Source organism: Paraliomyxa miuraensis, assembly GCF_026337845.1.
Taxonomy (GTDB): domain Bacteria; phylum Myxococcota_A; class Polyangia; order Nannocystales; family Nannocystaceae; genus Paraliomyxa; species Paraliomyxa miuraensis.
Genome location: NZ_JAOVZF010000139.1, coordinates 115,357 through 129,208 on the forward strand (window position 1 = coordinate 115,357; position 13,852 = coordinate 129,208).

The 13,852-nt window shown below is 70.4% G+C and carries 10 protein-coding genes; 1 reads left to right on the forward strand and 9 read right to left on the reverse strand.

The features are described from left to right. Nucleotides 1-12: 12 nt before the first annotated feature. Genes OEB96_RS07980 through OEB96_RS07990 form a run of 3 tightly spaced genes read right to left on the reverse strand, consistent with a single transcriptional unit; the run spans nucleotide 13 to nucleotide 4,641 of the window. A complete protein-coding gene (locus OEB96_RS07980) occupies nucleotides 13-1,206 on the reverse strand; it encodes an SUMF1/EgtB/PvdO family nonheme iron enzyme (protein ID WP_266214876.1) in 1,194 nt (397 codons plus the stop codon). A gap of 45 nt (nucleotides 1,207-1,251) precedes the next feature. Next, nucleotides 1,252-3,063 (reverse strand): acyl-CoA dehydrogenase, encoded by a 1,812-nt coding sequence (locus tag OEB96_RS07985; RefSeq protein ID WP_266214877.1) that lies wholly within the window; start codon nucleotides 3,061-3,063, stop codon nucleotides 1,252-1,254. A gap of 48 nt (nucleotides 3,064-3,111) precedes the next feature. Further along, nucleotides 3,112-4,641: a DUF7481 family protein gene (locus OEB96_RS07990; RefSeq protein ID WP_266214878.1), complete on the reverse strand. Its 1,530-nt coding sequence runs from the start codon at nucleotides 4,639-4,641 to the stop codon at nucleotides 3,112-3,114. Nucleotides 4,642-4,818: 177 nt separating this feature from the next. Here OEB96_RS07990 and OEB96_RS07995 point away from each other — a divergent pair, with 177 nt between their 5' ends. Then, nucleotides 4,819-6,024 carry a GNAT family N-acetyltransferase gene (locus OEB96_RS07995; RefSeq protein WP_266214879.1) on the forward strand — a complete coding sequence of 402 codons (1,206 nt, stop codon included), beginning with the start codon at nucleotides 4,819-4,821 and terminating at the stop codon, nucleotides 6,022-6,024. Between the two features lie 9 nt (nucleotides 6,025-6,033). Here the strand turns inward: OEB96_RS07995 and OEB96_RS08000 are convergent, their stop codons facing one another. The 6 genes from OEB96_RS08000 to OEB96_RS08025 form a co-directional block, all read right to left on the reverse strand. Next, nucleotides 6,034-6,516 carry a hypothetical protein gene (locus OEB96_RS08000; protein WP_266214880.1) on the reverse strand — a complete coding sequence of 161 codons (483 nt, stop codon included), beginning with the start codon at nucleotides 6,514-6,516 and terminating at the stop codon, nucleotides 6,034-6,036. Further along, the gene (locus tag OEB96_RS08005) at nucleotides 6,513-7,667 is read right to left on the reverse strand and encodes a tetratricopeptide repeat protein (RefSeq protein WP_266214881.1); all 1,155 of its coding nucleotides are present in this window, start codon (nucleotides 7,665-7,667) and stop codon (nucleotides 6,513-6,515) included. Before OEB96_RS08005 ends, OEB96_RS08000 begins: the two co-directional genes overlap by 4 nt. 42 nt (nucleotides 7,668-7,709) lie before the next feature. After that, a complete protein-coding gene (locus OEB96_RS08010) occupies nucleotides 7,710-8,300 on the reverse strand; it encodes a hypothetical protein (protein ID WP_266214882.1) in 591 nt (196 codons plus the stop codon). Between the two features lie 122 nt (nucleotides 8,301-8,422). Next, nucleotides 8,423-11,320, reverse strand: a complete 2,898-nt coding sequence (locus OEB96_RS08015; protein ID WP_266214883.1) for a serine/threonine-protein kinase — start codon at nucleotides 11,318-11,320, stop codon at nucleotides 8,423-8,425. Continuing rightward, nucleotides 11,320-12,531 carry a serine/threonine protein kinase gene (locus OEB96_RS08020; RefSeq protein ID WP_266214884.1) on the reverse strand — a complete coding sequence of 404 codons (1,212 nt, stop codon included), beginning with the start codon at nucleotides 12,529-12,531 and terminating at the stop codon, nucleotides 11,320-11,322. Before OEB96_RS08020 ends, OEB96_RS08015 begins: the two co-directional genes overlap by 1 nt. Nucleotides 12,532-12,600: 69 nt before the next feature. Further along, a complete protein-coding gene (locus OEB96_RS08025; protein ID WP_266214885.1) occupies nucleotides 12,601-13,851 on the reverse strand; it encodes a serine/threonine-protein kinase in 1,251 nt (416 codons plus the stop codon). Between the last annotated feature and the right edge of the window lies 1 nt (nucleotide 13,852).

Consider the following 13,852-nt stretch of genomic DNA (forward strand, 5'->3'; position numbering starts at 1 on the left):
CGCCGATGCTCCTCAGGGATCGGCGCAGCAGCGAAACCCGGTCGAGTAGTCCCAGTGCGTCACGTCGTGGGCGGTGGTGGCGTAGAGGCATCCCGGCCCGTTGAGCACCGTGTCCACGTAGAACCCGCCGCGAAAGGTGCCCGCCGGGTCGGCCGTCCACTCGTGGAGGTTGCCCATCATGTCGAGCGCGCCGTCTTCGGTGATGCAGTCCTCGTGCTGGCCGGTCACGTGCAAGCTGTCGGGGATCTGCGAGATGCAGGGGTGGCCGAGCTCCGACCAGATCCATGCGTCGCTCGTGCCGAAGTACTCGATCGCGGGATGAGAGGCGCGCGCGTCGTTGCAGCGCCCGGGCTCGGCCATGTTGCCGAAGGGGTAGGTGGTCGTGCCGGCACCCTGGCAGGCGCGCAGCCACTCGGCGTCGGTGCACAGGCGCTTGCCGGCCTCGGTGCACGCCTCGCCGGCCTGCACCTGGGTGATGTACCCCTGGGGGATCGCTCCGCGCAGCGAAACGGCACGCACGCGGGTGGAGCCCGGGTTGAAATAGGGGCTGTGGTGCCCGATGACCTGGCCAGCGACGTCGAGCTCGACCAGCGCGGCTTCGTAGCGATCGATGCACACGTCGCCCGCCATCACCATGCCCGGCGGGCACGCGGGATCCCACGACTCCTCGGTGAGGCCTTCGTTGGGCATGGGCATCGCGTCGGGATCGCAGGCCGTGCTCGGGTCGGTGCAGCACTGGATGTCGGCGGCGCCGGGGCACAGGCCCGCGGTGGTCTGCAGGCCGGCTCCGCACTCGGCCGTGGGCATGCACAGGCCCGGCGCTCCATCCACGCTGCACGGTGGTCCGGCCGGGACGCAGCACTGCTCGCTCGGCGGCCCCTCGCACTGGGCCTGGAACGGGGTCGAGGGGCTCTCGCACGCGGTGACGGGGCCGCACTCGCCCTCGATGGTCACGATGGCGCAAGCAGACGGTGTGCCGGTGGTCGAGTCGTCGGTGGGATCGGGTGCCGAGGTCGTGCCCGTGGTGTCCACGGAGCCGGAGTCGAGGCTCGTGGTGTCGTCACTGCTCGAGTCGGGTCCCGATGAGGTGGAGTCCGCAGACGTGGACGTGCTGGCATGGGTGGTGTCGTCGGCGCTCGGAGGTGCAGAGCTGCCTCCGCAGGCGGCGAGGACCAGCACCCCCCACACCAGGACGCGCGCGAGCATGCCGCCAGCGTAGCACGGAGGTCGGGACCGACTCTCGCATCGGTCTCACAGCCACCGCGGGTCGAGCTCGACGTAGGAACGATCGTGACGGCAGCGGTGGGCGAGTGCAGCCACCCGCGGGAGCTCGGCGTCGAAGAAGCACTCCGCCGTCGCGAGCTTGGCTCGCAAGAACCCCTCGCGGCCGCGGCCGGAAGCGAGGCCCTCCAGACATCTGGTCGCCACGGTTGCCTGTCGAAGCCACTGCCACGCCACGACCACGGTGGACAGCAGATCGAGGAAGTCGGTGGCATGGGCCAGCGCCTCGGTGGGGTTCGCTTGCGCCAGGGCGCCGAGGTGGGCCACGAGCTCGGCGGTCGTGGTCATCGCCCCTTGCAGCGCCTGGCCCAAGCGGGGGTCCACGCCGGCCTGCGCCGCCTCGGCGACCGCCGCGTGCAGCTCTTCGGCCAACAGCGCCAGCGTACGCCCGCCCTCGCGCAGCACCTTGCGCCCGAGCAGGTCGAGCGCCTGGATCCCGGTGGTGCCCTCGTGGATGCTGTTGAGCTTCTGGTCGCGCAGCCACGCCTCGGGCAGGTACTCGCTCGAGTAGCCGTAGCCGCCGTGGATCTGCAGGGCCAGGGTGTTGGACAGATAGCCGCGCTCGGCCGGGAAGCTCTTGGTGATCGGCGTGATGAAGTCGAGCAGCGCGGCGGCGCGCTTGCGCGCGTGGGGTGGTCCATGCGCAGCGTCGTCGGCCCAGCGCGCCGTCTGCATCACCAGCGACAGCCCGCCCTCCACGATCGCCTTCTGGCGCAGCAGCATGCGACGAACGTCGGCATGCTCGACGATGGCCACCGGCGGCCGGGTGGGGTCCTTGTCGCCGAGCGGCCGCCCCTGCGCTCGCTCGCGCGCGTATGCCAGCGACTCGTGATAGGCCACCGAGGCGGTGGCGACTCCGTTGAGGCCGACCATGATGCGGGCCTCGTTCATCATCTGGAACATGCACGCCAGGCCGCGGTGCTCGGGACCCACCAGCCAGCCGTGGCAGTCGCCGCGCTCGCCGAACGAGAGCGCCAGGCTGGGCAGGCCGCGCCAGCCGACCTTGTGGATCGCCCCCGTCACGTGCACGTCGTTGTCGACCCAGTCGTCGCCGCTCCCATCACCGGGCCGGCGCTGGGGCACCGCGAACAGCGAGATCCCGGCCGTGCCCGCGGGAGCGCCCTCGATGCGCGCCAGCGTCAGGTTCACCACGTTGTCGGTGATGCCGTGGTCGGCGGCGGAGATGAAGATCTTCGAGCCGCGGATGAGGTAGTGCCCGCCTTCGGTGGGGACGGCCTTGGTGGTCAGGTCGCCCAGGCTCGAGCCCGCGTGCGGCTCGGTCAGCGCCATCGTGCCGGTGAAGCGCCCCTCGAGCATCGGGGTCATGAAGCGCTCGCGCAGCTCGTCGGTGCCGAACGCCTCGATGAGGTGGGCCGCCCCGCGCGTGAGGCCCACGTAGCCGAACGCCGCGAGGTTGGCTGCCATCGAGTAGACGTCGGCGGCGGTCGAGACGAGCAGCGGCAGCGCCATGCCCCCCACGGCCTCGGGGCGGGTGGCGGAGATGAGACCGAGCTCGACCATGCGGGGCCATAGCTCGTGCATGATCGCGTGGGCGCGCACGCGGCCGTCCGGCTCGAGCCGCGGTGGGTGCTCGTCCATCGTGCGGTAGGCGGGGTAGAGCGCCTCGCGAGCGAGGCGGCGGACGCTGTCGACGTAGAGGTCGAAGGTCTCGCGATCGTGGTGGGCGAAGGCCGGATACGCGACGAGGTCCTCGGCGCGGTGAACGTCGTGGAGCAGGAACGCGATGTCGCGATCGTCGACCAGGGGGTTTGGGCCCGACATGCGGGGGATGATAGCGGGCTCCGACCGGGGCGCGCTGCGGGCCGCGGCTCACTCGATCACGTCGACCGCATGGACTACCTCGAGGAGCGCCCCCTCGTCGACCTCGTAGTACTCGTACTCGCCGAAGCCGCCGCCGTCGTCGGGCGGAGCGGGCACGCAGGCGTCCATGTCGTCGAGCCAGTAGCCGGCCCCGCCGGGTGCGGGCCCGTCGATCGCCGCCACCATACCGTCTCCGTAGGCGTACAGCGCCTCACCGGGGCACGACTCCTCGGACACCCACCGCGAGGCCCGTCGCTGGGTGCAGGCCGCGTCCTGGTAGCGATTATCGAGACCCGCCGCGTCGATCGGCACGCAGTCGAAGGTTGCGGTCGTCGAGGGATCGTAGGAGTACGTGACCGGATCACGCCAGCGGCACCCCACCTCGGCGAGCAGCTGATCGCGGACCCCTTGTGAGGGCAGTACCGGCGCACCCTCCGAGTTGGTGTAGACGTCGTGACGCAGGCGAGCCCCACCGTCGTCGATGGTCGAGGCCACGGCGAACGCAGTGTCGTCGAGCGGCGCTCCCACGCGCCACGACTTCGAACTGGAGCCGCCGAGGCTACCCGGTTGACAGGTGCCGTCGCTGAGCTGATAGATCTGCCCGACCTCCTCGAGCAGCTCGTGACGGCCGAGCAGGGCGCCGCAGTATCCGGCCTCCGTCTCCCTGGCCGTCGTCGGCTGCTCGGAATCGGGGACGCACTCGGCCACCGCCACGCGATCGGTGCAGCTGGCATCGGCGAAGTAGAAGGTCGACACGCGAGGCTGCCGGCGTCCGAACCATCGCAGCTGGCCCGATGCATCGTCCGAGGCCACGACCTCTTCCCCGTGATCGCGATCCCAGGCCCCGAAGATCTGCTGCGCACCGTCCTCGGCCTGAAGCAAGAGCGGAACGATGCGGTTGTTGCCGTGCAGCGGCGTCACCGTGGCGGACACGAATTGATCGTGGGGGATCGCGGTCACGCGATGCGCGGCGTCGTTCGAGAAGAATTCGCACGGCCCATTGGCGTTGTAGTAGATCTCGGCGACCGGCTCGCCGACCTCATGGAAGGTGGAGCCGAAGCAGCCGCCGCTCTCGCGCACCACCGTGGCACCCTCGGGGATCCAGATGTCCTGGAGGACGGGCTCGGTACAGCCGGCATCGGCGTAGAGCCACACGTCGCTGCCCCTGGTGGTGGGCAGGCAGCGCAGGTCGCCGTTGGGCGTGTGGGCGAATGCACACGGGGTCTCGAAGAGGGTGTCGTACCACCCGACCTGGACCCGGGTGTCGTCCTCGGCCGTGCGTACCAGCGGCCGCAGGCGCGAGCCGGGTACGGGCTCGAGCACGTCGTCCCAATGGTCGGGCTCGCCGGTGGTGGTCGAACCATCGGCGCTGGCATCGGTACCTGCGCTCGAGTCGGTGTCGGTGCCCACGCTCGGGTCCGTCCCCGCGCTCGAGTCGGTGTCCGTGCCCGCCGAAGGCAAGCCGCAGGCAAGCGGGGTGAGCAGGAGCAGCGGCAACAGCAAGCGCGCAGGTTCGGATTGGATGGGTCCGTAAGTCATGGTCTCGAAGGGCCGATCTCGCGCGACTTGCGCGGGTGCCAATGGCTGGCGATGCATGGCGGCGTACGAGTCGCGACCGACCGCGAGTCGATCGCTGGAAATCGATCCCCTTCGATCGTGACGCTGGTCTCGGGTGCGGCGGGCGACCTACCATCGATCGATCCCGCGGAGGGTCCCATGCTCGACAAGGTCATCTCCAAGCTCCAGGATGCCGAACGACGCCATCAAGAGCGCCACACGCCGCTGGGCCTGCGCTACGTGATCGCCGACGGCATCGACTTCCTGAACCCGGCCCACTGGGATGCGATCGCGGCGGGGGCCAGCGTGTTCCTCGGGCGAGCCTACCTGGGCGCGCTCGAGCGCAACGCGCCGAGCAATACCGAGCCCCGCTACGCCATCGTCTACCGGGAGGAGACGCCGGCGGTGATCCTCGCGTGTCAGATCGCCCGGATTGGCGGTGAGCAGCTGGTGGGCAGCGGTGGTGGGCGCAAGGCCGCGAAGCGAATCCTGGGGCAGGTGCGCGAGCGGGTGCTGGTCTGCGGCAACCTGGTGTCGAGCGGCCTGCACGGGATCGCGTTCGCCGAGGGGCTCGACCCCGAGCTGGGCTGGCGCGCGGTGGCGGAGATCCTCTATCGCATCCGACGAGGCGAGAAGCTCCACGGCAGCATCGACTTCGTGATGATCAAGGATCTCGTGGGGGAGAGCTACGCGCCCTCGACCGTGCTCGAGCGCTATAGCTACCGCACGATCAAGAGCGACCCCACCATGGTGCTGGCGCTCGATCCTCCCTGTCGCAGCTTCGAGGACTACCTGTCGCGGCTGACCGCCAAGTATCGCGGCAAGATCAAGAAGATCGGCAAGACCCTCGAGCAGGCGGGCTACCGGGTGGAGCGCGTGGCCGACCTCCACCCCATCGAGGAGCAGCTGCATGCGCTCTACCTCCAGGTCGAGTCCCGGGCGGCGGTGCGGCTGGCCACCATCCCCTGCGGGTACTTCTCGGCCATGCAGGCGGCGCTGGGCGACCGCTTCGTGTGCTCGGTCATCCGCAACGACGAGGCGATCGTCGGGTTCGTCACCACCGTGATCGATGGGGCCGAGGCGATCGGCTACTACGTGGGCGTCGACTATTCGGTCAATGCCGAGCTGCCCGTGTACCTGCGCCTGCTGCAGCTGGTGATCGCCGACGGGGCGGCGGCCGGCTGCACCACGATCTCGCTGGGACGCACCGCACTCGAGCCCAAGGCCAACCTCGGGGCCAAGCCGGTCGATGCCCACGTGTGGATGCGCCACCGCGTGCCCGCGTTCAACTTCGTGCTGCGCGAGCTGTTTCCGATGATTCCGGTGGACGAGGCGCCCGAGCGCAATCCGCTCAAGGAGAAGTGAGCAGGTCGGCTACTTCGCGCTCGCTCCGAACAAGCGATCCTGCACGGCTCCAAACTGTGCGTCGTCGCGGCACCGCATCGATGCCGTCATGACCGAGCCCATTGCGGCGCTCATGCGAGTCCGGGCCTCGTCATGAGCGTCGATCCACGCGAGGGTCTCGGCGTCGGCCTCGGCGAGGTCCTTGCCGTGGTCGCGGTGGAAGCCCTCGAGGGCGGTCGCCAGGCCGGCGCAGTCGTGGGCCCGGGACAGGTGCAGCTCGCCGAGCGCCTCGACGGTCTGCAGCAGGGCCATCGCAGCCTGCTCCTGCGGAGAGGGCCCGGCGGGCTCTGGCTCTGGCTCTGCCGCGGACGGCTCATCGGGTGCCGGCTTGGGCGGTCCGTTCGACGTCGGCGTGCGTTCGGAACCCACCGCGGTGGGCTCGGCCGAGGGCTCGTTGCGCTCGCATGCCACCACCAGCAACAGACCCAACCACACGCTCGCAATCCGTCTCATGGCGTCGCCTCGTTCTCGAGCGCTTCACCGGGCTCGCTTCCTTCGCCTCCGATCGGCGGTGCCATGTCGTCCTCGATGAGCCCCGGCGACGCACAGCGATTGGAGACCCGCTGCATGTGCGCATAGATCTGATCGAGCCCCTCGCGGGTCCATATGGGCAGCCCCTTCTTCAGCTGCTGCTGCTCCCACTTCTCGTAGTCCTTGCGGAAGCCTCGCGCGCGGCGACGCCTGCCGGAGTACAGGCTCTTGATTCCCTCGTAGTTGTCGCCACGAGCGAGATCCTCGGGGTCGTTGGCGGACTCGATCTTCCCGGCCTTGGCGTCCTTCTTGAACTGCTCGAAGATCGCGTCGTCGAGCGCTTGCATCCATCGGTCCAGCTCGCGGCGACGCGGGTGCAGCAGGCCCTTGGCGCGAGCATAGGCCGAGTAGGCGAGCCGCCTGTGACCCCGCGCAGCGAGCAGCTCGCCCAGGGTCAGGTAGAGCTCACCGACCTCCTCGGCCCCATAGACCGTGATCATGGAGACCAGGGCATCGAAGGCGTCCTCGTCGAGACCCAGGCCATCGAAGACCTCCTTGGAGCCACCGAGGCGCTGCTCGTCGGTGAGGGTGACGCCGAGGAAGTTCTCGGACTTGGCCACCGAGGGGTCGGCCTTCACCCGCTGCAGGAACGCGACCAGGGCTCGGTGGTACTTCTCGCGCCCGAAGTGGGCCTTGGGCTCGATCGCCATCGCCCGGTCGATGTGGGTGAGCGCGGGCTCGTAGTCGCCCGTGAAGGTGTAGAGGGTGCCGAGGTTGGCGTGGCCGGGGTAGGCGTCGGGGTCGAGGGCGTGTCGCTGCTTCATCACCGCCTCGGCCTGCTCCATGCGACCGAGCTTCATCAGTGAGACTCCCTTGGCATCGAGGCCTTCGGCCCAGCCCGGCACCCAGCGCAGGGCATGCTCGGTCGCCTCGAGCCGGACCTCGTGATAGCGATCGGTGTGCTTGGGCCAAAAGCCCAGGATGGCATCCAAGACGCAGGGCAGGGACTCGGCCTCGGCGTGATAGGTCTCGTAGTCCCATACGCAGGCGTGTGCGGTGGGCTCGGTGGGGCCCGCCAACGCCAATGCCACCAAGGCCGTCATCATCGAGACGCGAAGGGCCATGGGTCGCATGACCAACAGCATAGACCGGGCGGCCGCCGGTTGGCCACCGCTTCAGTGCTCCGGCCGTTCGCCCTCGCAGTAGTCGACCTGCATGATCGATGGCGTGGTGCACCGGTCGATCCAGCATGATTCCCCGGGCCAGAAGACGAAGAAGGGATTGATCTCCCCATCGGCCTCGAACCGCAGCGCATGATCCCGCGGCAGCAGCTCGATGCGAAGGGTGTCGACCTTCTGGATGCCCAGCAGGCGCAGGTCGTATTCGCTCGGGCCGGGCTGGAGCTCGAGCCAGCCCGGCTCGAGCGACGGGGCCCAGCGGTAGTGATGGGTCAGGGGATGATCGAAGTGACAGTCGTCGAAGACGACGGTGGCCCGACCACTGGCGTGCAGCTCGAAGTTGACCAGGGAGTAGGTGCCATGCGGATCACCGCGCTCGCCGAGGGGCAGGTCGGGGTGTTCGAAGTGGTAGACGCCAATCCAGCCGGCAGGGTCGAGCACGGAGGTGGGCTCGGGCTCGCTCGCGGTGCCAAGAGCGCCGTCGGACGAGTCGAGGCTGCCTTCGTGGTCGAGGTCGACGCCGGAGATGCAGGCGGTGGTTGCGGCATGGAGCAGGACGGCGGCGCTCGTGAAGGAAAGAGTCATCATCCTCCGTGCCGTGCTCACGAATCACGGCGTGATCCGGGACCCGACCGCTGCAAGGCTCTGACCAGGATCCAGCGGCGTTCATCGGTGGTCGCGTCGGTCGCCGCGCCGGATCCGATCCGTCGCTACGGTCCGTCGCGGCGGGTCGCGAGCCAGGTCTCGAGCTCCTTCGAGAACTCGGCGTCCACATCCCCGGCTCCGCGCAGCTCGTCTTGCGCCCGTCGAGCCAGCTCCATGCTCCGCACGCGCCCCGCCCCCGCGTCGGCCGACGCGTCCCACAGCGCCTCGGCGAGCGTGAAGTGGGCGTCGGCCAGCTCGGCGGGGAGGGTGCCCACCTGCTCCCCGAGGGCGACCGCCCGCTCGGCCAGCGGGACGGCCTCGGCGGCGCGCCCTTGCTCGAGCAAGACCTTGGCCTTGCCCCCCAGCGACGGCACCAGGTTGGGGTGCTCGGGTCCCAGGCCCTGCTCCCACGCGACGATGGCGTCGGCGTAGATCCGCTCGGCCTCGGCGAGGTTGCCGACCTCGTGGTGGAGGTTGGCGAGGTTGTTGAGGCACAGGGCCACGTTGGGGTGGTGGGGCCCGAGTGCGGCACGGCTGATCGCGAGCGCCCGCTCGTAGAGCACTCGGGCCTCGTCCATGTGTCCCATGGCCTCGTGCATGAGGCCGAGGTTGGCGAGGATCGCCGCCATGCGGGGATGCTCGGGTCCCAGCACCTTCTCGTGGATCGCGAGCGCTCGCTCGCCGTGCTCCAGGGCTCGGGGCATCGCCCCCATGGACATGTGTGCGACGGCGAGGTTGCTGAGGGTGTCGGCCACGTCGGGGTGCTCGTTGCCCAGCGCTCGCTCGCGGATCGCGAGCGCTTCCTCGCCGTGGGCCAGGGCATCCGCATGCGCGCCCATGCGGGTCGCGATGGCGGCCAGGTTGTTCAGGCCATTGGCCACGTCGGGGTGGTCGTTGCCCAGCGTCTGCTTCGAGATGGCCACCGCCCGTGCGTAGAGCTGGTTGGCCTGCTCGAACTCACCCTTCGCGTGGTGCACGTTGGCGAGGTTGGAGAGGACCGTGGCCACGCTGGGGTGCTCGTTGCCCACGGCTCGTTCGTAGAGCTCGAGGGCCTCGCGCTGGCCCGCCATCGCCTGGTCGAGGTCGCCGGCGTCGAGCTCGACGTTGGCCAGCACGCTCGCGAGGAGGGCCTTGCGCAGGCCTTCGCCGTCGAAGACGTCCTCCCGTGCGACGTCGGCGAGTCGAGCCCAGCGCCGTCCCTCGGCGTAGCGATCCTGGTCGAAGCCCACGGTGCGGGCGAGGCCCACGGCGGCCTCGAAGCCGGCCTCTGGCGCCACGCCGCGAGCGGACTCGAAGTACGCGCGCTCGAGCTCGGCCTCGGCCTCGGCGAAGGTCCCGCTGCGCTGCAGCAGCCATCCCACGCGCGTGCGAGCCTCCGCCACCAGCGGGGCCCAGCCCAGCGCCTGGGCGCGGGTCAGGGCGTCGCGGGCGAGCGCCAGCCCGCGCTCGTACTCGCCGGCGCGTTCGAGGTTGGCGGCACGGATCACGTCGGCTCGGATGAGCCGCACCGACTCGCGATCGCCGTCGGGTGGCGAGGTCATCGAGGCCAACGCCGCGGGATCACGACAAGCCGTGGTCGACGGCAGGGTGGCCGCGGCAACGACCGCCTTGTGCACCAGCCGAGCGTCGGCAGAAGACAGCTCCTCCACCAGCGATTGCAGCCCGGTCCGCCGCGCATCGAGGCACCACAGCGAGCGATCGACGGTGCCGGCGGCCCACTGCTGGCGTACCTCGGCGTCGAGGCAGGTCTCCACCCGAGCCTCGCGCCACTCCGAGACCCGACGCTCGATCCAGGGCGTGACCCGATCGGCCGTGGCGGAGGTGAGCGCTGCCCGCATCGCCTGCTCGCGCTCGGGATTCCACACGGGGTCGAGCTCGGCCGCGGTGGCGTCGCAGGCGGTGGTGCGGCGCGCGAGGTCCCAGCGTCGCTGTCCCTCGAGACCGACCCCGAGCAGCACCAGCACGCCCACCGCGGCCACGGCCCGGCGCGTGCGCACGCGGGCATGACCCCTGGCGAGGACGTCGAGCAACGCGGTCATCGACGGCCACCGCTGCGCGGGATCGATGGCCAGGCCACGCTCGCAGGCACGCCGCAGCCATCCGGGCACCGCGCTGCCCCGGGGTGGTGGGCGCAGATTGCCATGGAGCACGTTGGTGGCCAGCTCCTCGACCGAGCGCCCACGGAACGGCCGCTGCCCGTAGAGCGCCTCCCAGGCGGTGACGCAGAATGCGAACTGATCGACGGCGGCGGTGAGCGGCTGGTTGGCGAACTGCTCGGGCGACATGTATCCCGGCGTTCCCACCACGGCACCCGCTCGGGTCACGGTGGCCGCCAGGGCGCCGTGCCCGGCCAGGCCGGACTGCGAGCCGCTCGAGTCCTCGGCCGTGTGCTCGCGCGCGAGTCCGAAGTCCATCACGCGGACGCGGCCATCGTCGCCGATCATCACGTTGTCGGGCTTGAAGTCGCGGTGCAGCAGCCCCGCCGCGTGGGCCGCCGCGAGGCCCTCGCCTGCCTTGCGCATGACCGCCAGCACCTCGTGCCACGGCCGCGTGGTCTTCAGCCACTTGGCCAGGGTCGTCCCCTGCACCAGCTCCATGGCGATCCAGAGCTGATCGTCGAAGGCCCCCACGTCGTAGACCGCGACCACGTGCGGGTGCGAGAGCCGGCCCAGCGCCTGCGCCTCTCGCATCAGCCGCACGCGGCTGGTTCGGCCCGCCTTCTCGGGCACGACCAGCTTGAGCGCGACCTTGCGATCGAGCTCGGGATCATACGCCGCATGGACCACGCCCATGCCCCCTGCGCCGAGCTTCTGCAGCACCACGTAGCGCCCGACCATGGTCCCGGCACCAATGGGGCTCGTGGGGTCGAGGGCCAAGCCGTCGAGGGCCGATCCGTCGCGGATCGAGGCCGAGGCCGTTGGAGCGTCGCGCGTGGATTCGTGGTCCATCTGCCGCTGGGCCATCACCCCTTGGGATACGTGAGCTGCAGCCGAACCCCGCCCACGACGACCGTGCTGCCGGCTTCCCAGGCCACCCGCTCGGTCACGGCGTTGCCGTTCATCGTGATCCCTTCGGCGTGCGCCACGAGCTCGGCGGGCTTGGGCGCGCCGGCCCACTCGATCACGGCCAGCACGGCATCGTCACCCTGGTCGGCGACGCGCAGCTCGACCGCTCCGGTCCCCACGCGGTGGCTGCCGGGCAGCACCAGCGCGTAGCGTGGCCGCAGCCCCTCCTCGACGAGACCCTCGACGGGGCTCACCTTGAGGATCCCGGCCTGGGCGGCGCCCAGATCGTGGTGCAGCACCCAGCCCAGCTCGTTGGCCAGCTCGCCCGCGGTGGCGGGTCGCGCCTTGGAGTCCTTGGCGAGCGCGGCGGCCAGCACGTCGGCCAGCTTCTGCGGCAGCTCGGCCGCCACCGCGTGCTCGCGCAGCGGCGCGGGCGGCACCCGGGCGTGGGCTCGCATCCACGCCCCGGGATCGTCGGCGTGCTTGCTCCGCGACTCGCTCCACGACAGCGCCGGGAACAGCGGCGACTTGCCGGTGAGCATCTCGTAGAGCATCACCCCGAGGCTGTAGACGTCGGTGGCGGGGCTCAGCTCGGTGCCGAACGCCTGCTCGGGGGCGGTGTACTCGGGTGAGCCCGCGACCTGGACCCCCACGGTGACGTTGTCGGCGGTGGCCCCCTCGCCCCACGAGCGCGCCGACGAGAAGTCGAGCAGCTTCACGGTGCCATCGGGCGTGATCCACAGCCGCTCGGGTCGAAGGTCGCGGTGCACCACGCCCACGGCGTGCAGCTCGGCCAGGCCCAGGCACGCCTGGTGCACGAAGCCCACGGCATCGGCGGCGGGCAGCGGTCGATCGAAGTCGTGCCAGTGATTGAGCTGCGCGCCGGGCAGGTGCTCCATGAGGATGAACCAGTGCTCGGCGCTGGTGAGCCCGCTGCCGTGCACCTTCAGCACGTGGGCGTTGGTCAGCGACTCGAGCACCGCGACCTCGCGCAGGGCTCGGCGTGCCGCCTCTTCGTCGCGCACGGGATCGAGTGAGAGCTTGAGCGCGACCGGCTCGTCGTGGCCCGGGGCGCGCACCTTGTAGACCCACGCGTGTGGGTACTTGCGCAGGACCTGCAGCACCTGGAAGTCTTCGTGCGTGTCTCCAACCTTCAGCTCGAGTGCCATCGGGCGACAATGGTACAGGGGGCGGAGCCTGGTGGCAGCCAGACTCCGCTGCCGACCCTGCAACCGGGCTCACCGCCGCGGCTGGGGCCTGGGGGCGGGCTTGGGAGCCGGGTAGCGCAGCTCGAGCCGAAACGCGCCCATCTCCATCATGGTCCCGGCGGGCAATCGCACGCGCTGGGTGACGGGGCTCCCGTTGGCGCGCACGCTGCCGTCGACCACCAGCGGGCGCAGCTCGGCCTGGTGCGGGGCCCCGGCCCACTCGAGCGAGGCGAACACGGTGGGGCTCTCGTCGTTGGCCAGCTTGATGTCGGGTCCGGTGCCCACGCCCAGCCGATGCACGCCGGGCAGCACCAGGTGCCGCTGCTCGGCGCCGCTGGGGTAGATGACCCGCAGCACCGCGCCCATCGTGTGGCCGAGATCGTGGTGCATGATCCACGCCAGCCGGTTGCCCAGCACGCCCGCGGTGGCGGGACGTCCGACGGGATCCTTGGCCAGCGTGCTCGCCACCAGCTCGAGCAGGCGTCGGGGCAGGCGCTGGCCCTCGGGGTAGCGCTCGAGCGGGACCACCGGCTCCTTGACGTGCGCCACGAGCCACTTGAGCGGATCGTCGATCAGCTTCTCGCGCACCTGTGAGACGCGCTGGTCGACGAACAGCGGTGTGCGACCCACGAGCAGCTCGTAGAGCACCACGCCGAGGCTGTAGACGTCGCTGGCCGGGGTGAGCTTGCCGGTCTTGATCTGCTCGGGCTGGGCGTAGTGGGGGGTGCCGATCAGCATGTGCCCCATGGTCGCGTTGGCGCCGATGGTGTTGTCGGTGTCCCACGCCCGGGCGAGCCCGAAGTCGAGCACCTTCACGCTGCGATCGGGCTGCAGCCACAGGTTGTCGGGCTTGACGTCGCGGTGGACGATGCCCTCGCGATGGGCCTCGTCGAGGCCCAGGCACGCCTGCTGGATCAAGCGCACCGCCTCCAATGGAGGCATGGGCTGGTCGAAGTCGTGCAGCGAGGTCAGCTCGCCCCCTTGCAGCAGCTCCATCACCATGTACCAGCGCTCGTCCTCCCCGAGCCCGTGGTCGAAGATGTGCACCACGTGCGGGTTGGAGAGCGTGCCCAGGATCCGGATCTCCCGCAGGGCTCGCAGCGCGGTCTCCTCGGAGTCGACCGGCGCCTTGGAGAGCTTGAGCGCCACCGGCTGCGGGAAGTTGGCGTGGCTGGCCTCGTACACCCACGCGAACGCGCCCTGGCCCAAGACGCGGCGGATCTCGAAGCCCTCGTAGACGTCCCCGGGCTGCAACGGGCTGGCGGCCGCGTCGATGGTCATG